The sequence below is a fragment of the Mycobacterium sp. 4D054 genome, from assembly GCF_052245755.1.
GTDB lineage: Bacteria > Actinomycetota > Actinomycetes > Mycobacteriales > Mycobacteriaceae > Mycobacterium.
Window position 1 is genome coordinate 1 of the sequence record NZ_JBQQCF010000099.1, and the last position, 6,209, is coordinate 6,209.

5 protein-coding genes are annotated in these 6,209 nt (G+C 61.4%); 3 read left to right on the forward strand and 2 right to left on the reverse strand.

Annotation, left to right across the window (positions count from 1 at the left end; all coding sequences use genetic code 11):
• Positions 1-138 precede the first annotated feature (138 nt).
• Positions 139-426, reverse strand: a complete 288-nt coding sequence (locus ACTWP6_RS29620) for a hypothetical protein (RefSeq protein ID WP_443189563.1) — start codon at positions 424-426, stop codon at positions 139-141.
• On the opposite strand from ACTWP6_RS29620, the gene ACTWP6_RS29625 reads away from it, so the two are divergent.
• From ACTWP6_RS29625 to ACTWP6_RS29635, 3 genes are read left to right on the forward strand one after another with little or no spacing between them, the layout of a single operon-like run.
• The gene (locus tag ACTWP6_RS29625) at positions 401-3,742 is read left to right on the forward strand and encodes a Swt1 family HEPN domain-containing protein (protein ID WP_443189564.1); all 3,342 of its coding nucleotides are present in this window, start codon (positions 401-403) and stop codon (positions 3,740-3,742) included. The two genes, ACTWP6_RS29620 and ACTWP6_RS29625, sit on opposite strands and share 26 nt — an antisense overlap.
• A 36-nt stretch (positions 3,743-3,778) precedes the next feature.
• A complete protein-coding gene (locus tag ACTWP6_RS29630) occupies positions 3,779-4,294 on the forward strand; it encodes a YbjN domain-containing protein (protein WP_167838101.1) in 516 nt (171 codons plus the stop codon).
• Complete coding sequence (locus tag ACTWP6_RS29635; protein ID WP_443189565.1) at positions 4,269-5,201, forward strand: S1C family serine protease; 933 nt, start codon at positions 4,269-4,271, stop codon at positions 5,199-5,201. The genes ACTWP6_RS29630 and ACTWP6_RS29635 overlap by 26 nt, the downstream gene beginning before the upstream one ends.
• Positions 5,202-5,222: 21 nt before the next feature.
• On the opposite strand, the gene ACTWP6_RS29640 is transcribed toward ACTWP6_RS29635, so the two are convergent.
• Positions 5,223-5,960, reverse strand: a complete 738-nt coding sequence (locus ACTWP6_RS29640; protein WP_443189566.1) for a hypothetical protein — start codon at positions 5,958-5,960, stop codon at positions 5,223-5,225.
• Positions 5,961-6,209: the final 249 nt, after the last annotated feature.

A 6,209-nucleotide genomic window follows, 5' to 3' on the forward strand; every position in this document is an offset into this window, starting at 1 on the left:
AACACCAGGCGCCTGCACAGCAGCCTTGAGATGATGACCCCCGTGGAGTTCGAGCAAGCCCATTACGCGACCCTCAACCGAGAGCCGCAACCCGTATAGAAGCGGCGGAGAACCTGGGGCGGTTCATCCTCCTATCTGTCAGTCATCGAAACCCGGGCGCAGATCGCGGCGCAACGACTCGACGAGCTGGTCGCGACCCACCTCATTCCGGCCGAATTCCTGCGCGCCGATGACTTCGACGCCTACTTCAGCTTCCGGCGCGAATCGCTTTGTCAGTTGGTCGAGTCGGCGATCGGCAAGGCCGTCCAACGCGATATCGACCAAGGCTTCGCCAATGAAGACTCTGCACAGTTCGAGCCCGACGATCTGAACGACGATATGAGCTTGGGGGACGATTGATATGGCACTGAGTAACCGCGACCGCATTAACCGAATGTTTGAGGTGATGGCCCCGGCGCTAGATGACTTCATCGCATCGGTGATCGGTCAAGGCGACCCTGCGCTCGGCGCCGCGTGGACCAAGCTTGTCCAAATCAAAGATGGCAAGAAGGGCGCCCCAGCAGATAAGACGTACAATCCCCACGATCCCCAAGTACAGTTCCGCATCCTGACTGAGAGCAGCATCACCAGCAGTTTCAAGGCCGGCTGGTATCCGTTTAACAAGTCTTTCGGCAAGGCCGGCGAGTCCTTCGCGATCGAACTGCGCGAGGTCCGAAACAATTGGGCGCACAACGGAACCTTCTCCGACGACGACGCCTACCGCGCACTGGACACGGGCGAGCGTCTGCTCAAGCTGGTTGGTGCCACCAAGGAAGCCGACGAGGTGCATGGGATCCGGCTCAACCTGCGTCGCGTCACCGCCGACAAAGAGGACAAAAAGACTCTCAAGGCTGCGGTCGACAACCCGGAGGCGTCCGGTCTCAAGCCTTGGCGAGATGTGCTTCCGCCCCACGACGACGTCGCCACCGGGAACTTCGCCGCCTCCGAGTTCGCCGCCGACTTGTACAAAGTCGCATTCGGCGGCGAGCAGGATTCTGGCTACGCGGATGCGGTCGAGTTCTTCCGACGCACCTACCTCACCGAGGGGTTGACCGATCTAGTCGGCCGCGCTGTGCGTCGCATCTCCGGCGACGACAACGCGCCACCGGTGATCAACCTGCAGACCAATTTTGGTGGCGGCAAAACCCACTCCATGCTGGCGCTGTGGCACGTCGCCGCCGGACTGCCCATCGGCGAGTTTCCTCAAGACACCCAGGAACTACTGTCCGCCAACGGATACTCCGGCGCGAAGATCAATCGAGTCGCAATCGTCGGCAACCACTTCAGCCCCGCCGGTGAAACCAAGGACGACGGCACGCACATCAACACCCTGTGGGGCGAGCTGGCCTGGCAACTTGGCGGGCCCGAAGCCTACGAACTGGTTGCCAAGGCCGACGCCGAACGAACCACCCCCGGCGAGGCGTTGCACGACCTGCTGCAGAAGCACTCCCCTGCCGTCATCCTGATCGACGAATGGGTGGCCTACGCACGCTCGCTCGTTGGCCGTGACGACCTTGCTGGCGGCACCTTTGACGACCAATTCACCTTCGCGCAGTCGCTGACCGAGGCTGCCAAGGGCACTTCAGGTGTGCTGCTGGTGATCTCGATTCCCGCCTCCGAGACCGGAGACGCCCCCGACAAGATCGCCGCCGGTAACGCTGAGGAAGTTGGTGGTGCCCACGGCCTGGAGGCGCTCAAGCGGTTGCAGAACGTCGTGCGTCGCGTCGCCGACCAATGGCGACCGGCTTCATCGGTCGAGGCTTACCAGATCGTGCGGCAGCGGCTATTCAAACAACCCGATGCGGCGGCCCTCGCGTCGATCAGTGCAACCGCGCGCGGCTACGTCGAGATGTATCGCAAGTACAGCGACGACTTTCCCCGCGAAGCCCGCGACGGCGCCTACGAAGACCGGATCAAGCGGACCTACCCCATTCACCCCGAACTGTTCGACCGACTGTACGAAGAATGGTCGTCCCTGGAACGGTTCCAACGCACCCGCGGCGTGCTGCGCCTGATGAGTACGGTGATCCACGCCCTATGGACCGGTGAAGACGCCTCACCGCTGATCATGCCAGGCTCGGTCCCACTGGCGACCGCCAACGTCAATTCTGAACTCACGCAATACCTTCAGGATTCGTGGAAGGCGATCATCGACGCCGACGTCGACGGCCCAACCTCCGAACCCGCACGCATCGATAAGGACAAGCCGCTGTTTGGTCAGCGCTCGCTGACCAAGCGCCTAGCCCGCACCGTATTCTTCGGCGCCGCGCCGACCATCGGCTCGGCCCACAAGGGCCTCGAAACCCAGCGGGTGTTCTTGGGCACCGCCGTGCCCGGCGATGTGCCCGGCAACTTCCACTCCGCGCTCACCCAACTCGGCGATCGGGCCACCTACTTCTACTCCGGTTCCGGCAAGTACTGGTACGACCTACAGGCCAACATCACCCGCACCGCCAAGGACCAGGCCGAGCGCCTGCATAAAGAGGATGTGTGGGCCGAGATCGTCCGCCGCCTACAGGCCCAGGCCCGCACACGAGGCGACTTCGCCGGAGTCCACATCTGCCCCGAAACGAACGCGGACATCCCCGACACAGACGAAGCACGCCTGGTGATCCTGCACCCGAAAGTCGCTCACAAGCGCGGAACCGAGTCCTTAGCCAAGGAATTCGCGCGACAGTCCACCGAGCAGCGCGGCACCGCCAACCGCGCCAACCGCAACATGCTGGTGTACCTCGCCGCAGACGAAGCCCGACTCGAAGAACTCGACAACGCCACCCGCGACTATCTGGGTTGGACGCACGTCTTGGCAAACGAGGCCGACCTGGACCTCACTCAGAATCAAAAGAACCAGGCCACCCAACGGCAGTCGCAAGCAGACCAAACCGTCATCTCCCGGCTGCTGCAGACCTTCACCTGGGCCCTGGTTCCGGCGCAACCTGATGCAGGCGCTCCGTTCATCGTCCGCGAGACCAAGGTGGAAGGACAGTCCGAATCGTTGGCGGAGCGGGTTTCGCGCCGCCTCGGCAACGACGGTGACCTGTCCATCCGTCAGGCTGCCGTCAATGTCCGACTCGCCATCAATAAGGTGCCGCAAATCTGGAACGGCGGGCACGTCACGCTCGGTCCGTTGTGGTCGCTGTACTGCCAGTACCCGTACATGCCGCGCTTGCGTGACCGAAAGGTGCTGCAGGACGGGGTACTCGATCTGCCGATGATCTGGCAGACCGATGCCTTCGCACTTGCCACAGGCATCGACGAGGCCACCGGCCGGTACATCGGGCTGTGGATTCCGACCGACACAAACGCCGCGCCGTCGCCCACCGACGGACTTCTACTGGTACGCCCCGACGTAGCCGTAAAACAACGTGACGAGGAGACGCCGTCCGCCGAGCCGTCCGATGCTCCGCAGCAGGAGACCAAGCCTGGTATCCCCGCTGATTCCTCCAAGGTAGATGTCGCATTCCCCCCATCGAAGACGCGCTTCTACGGGGTGAAGACCCTCAGTTCGGACAAGATCGCGCTCGACTTCAAAAACGTCGCCGATGAGATCATCGCTAACCTGCGGGAGCAGGGCATCGACCTCGTCGTCAAGATCGAGATCGAGGCCGTTGACGCAAATGGATTCGACGAGAACAAGATTCGGACGCTGTCCGAGAACGCAAAGACCTTGAAGTTCGACCAGTCGGGTTTTGAGTCGGAATGATCGATTACAGCCTTACCGCACACAGGAGACCGTGAAGTGTCGAGATTCGCTCCGCGACCGCAGTCGACCTCGTTCTTTGACAAAGTGTTTGGTTCTTCTGGTGACAACACCGCGAACCAGCTCGACGATTGGTTGGAAAGCACGCTAAAGCGTGAGCTCAAGCTCGACACGATCGAACGTGACGACGATGGCGACATCGTGCTCGTATCAGGCAGCGCCGTCGTGTACGTCAGGACGACCGACGACGGAACGCCATGGATCGGAGTTTTCTCTCCGCTGCTTGAGGACTTCGCGATGCGGCCCGAGGTGTATGAGGCGGTTAACGCAATCAATCGGAACACGCCGTTTGCGAAGGCGACCGTCGACCCAGATGGTCCACAAATTGTGCTATCGGCGGAGCTCCACATTTTCGACGGGCTTTCGTCTGAGCAGCTCATGGCCACCATCGACCTGATTGCGGACCGCGCGGACCACTATGACACTCGGCTGCAGAAGCGATTTGGCGGACAGACCATGCTCGACGACGATGATGGTGACGAGTTCGATGTCTAATACATCGGGACGGTTGCTTCGGCAATTCAGCGACGAGATTATCGAACTGGCCGAACGCGTTGTGCTTTCTACTGCCATTGTCAAAGGGCAGACGCGTGATTTCGACGAAGGCAGCGGATCAGCGTTCCTCTACGACGTCGAGCACCTCGTCACGAACAATCATGTGGTCGAAGGAATGGTCGACCCGATCCACGTCCAGCTACCCGGCGCTCGACAGACCGAGGCACGCGTCGTGGGACGAGATCCCTTGACCGACCTCGCTGTCCTGCGAGTTGACCCGCAACCCGCTGAGCCGCTTTTGATTTCGGCCCGCGGGGCACGGCTCGGAGAACTCTGCTTTGCATTCGGTAGCCCCCTGGGTGAGTTCCCGGAGAGCATCAGCATTGGCATCGTGAGCGGTTTGAAGCGAAGCCTGCCCACCGGGGATAAGCAAGCGATCTTTGACGTGATCCAGACGGATGCTGCAATCAACCCCGGAAACTCCGGCGGGCCATTGGTGAACGTCGACGGCCTTGTCATAGGAGTGAATACGGCAGCTATCCCTGAGGCCGATGGCATTGGCTTCGCGGTCCCGGCCGACACCGTCGCGGAGGTAGTCCAGGAACTCATCACCTACGGAGCTGTTGAACGCGCGTCACTGGGCGTCAGCGTCGCACGCCGACCCGTCGATAGAGCACCGGGAGGGCATGCTCTTGTGGTGACGGCTGTTCGCGATAACTCAGCAGGCCCCTTTGAGCCCGGCGATGCGATCGTTGCTGTCGGGGATCGCGACATCCACTCCCAGAACGACCTATTGCGCGCGTTGCGACGCGACGTCGCCAATCGGAGAGTACCAGTCGTGGTCTTGCGTGGTGACCACGAAGTCTCGATTGAATGCCGGCCGCGGAGCGTGCGAACTCTCAGCTGAAACACCTACGGCAACCGCCGTTTAACGTGCGGAGCCGAGGTTCGTCTGGCCGAGTGCGGTCAGTACCTGATCCACTGCTGTACGCACCTGCGAGGCGAACTCGTGTTCGTTCTCAACCGCGAATGCTTCTGCGTACGACCAGGTTCTGCGGATCTGGACGCCGGGGCGTATGTGAATCTGTATGCCAGCCTTCTTGCCGTCTAACCAATGGTGAAGGCTTTCCTGCTCCGCGGCAAGAGCGTAGCGGCGCTCCGCAAGCCAGCCGAAGAAGCCCGGGTCGGCGATCTCATCGTGGGTTCGACCGCCAGCTCGTCCCGCGTGAAAGTCCTCGATCCACTGGCCTAGGTAATCTTCCGCCGACAGCAGTCTGGTCGGAAACCAGCGTTGAAGAGGTTGGGCGAATCTATGGGCCAGCTGGAAGTTGGACTCGACGGTGAAACCGGTGAGAGCGTCGAGTTCAAGCAGCGCATCGACTCTTGCCCGATCAGAGTACAAGTAGGTGTACTGAGATTGGAGTTCAGCCGGCCAGACGCCCAAATGAACGAACTGACCATCGGCAAACAGCGCAGCGCGGTCGGCACCACGAACATCCTTGGCAGCGAATTTGATTGTGACGCCGGGTGACAGCGTGTCCCCGCGTGGAACCAGAGTTCCTTCCGCCGCGCTGGCTTTCGGGGAAAGCCCTGTCGCCCACTGCAGGACCTTACCGAGTCGGTCGAGGACGATTGGAGTGTCACCGGTATCTGACGTCGATGGCATCGAACTGGATCCCTTCTGGGTAGAAGCCGGCGGCCTCGGTGGTCTCGGATGCTTGACGCCACTACCCCAGCCGACCTCCCACCCCTCGCTGGCGTCGAAGTAGTCGGCGTACGCGACAGGTAGTGAAGCGCCCCAGGTTTGATGCCGCATCTTTCTGAGTTGGAAGGATGCAAACCATGCCGAAGAAGATCGACCCGAACGTCAGGGAGCGCTGTGTGCGGCAGGTGCTGGATACCTTGCCGCTGTACC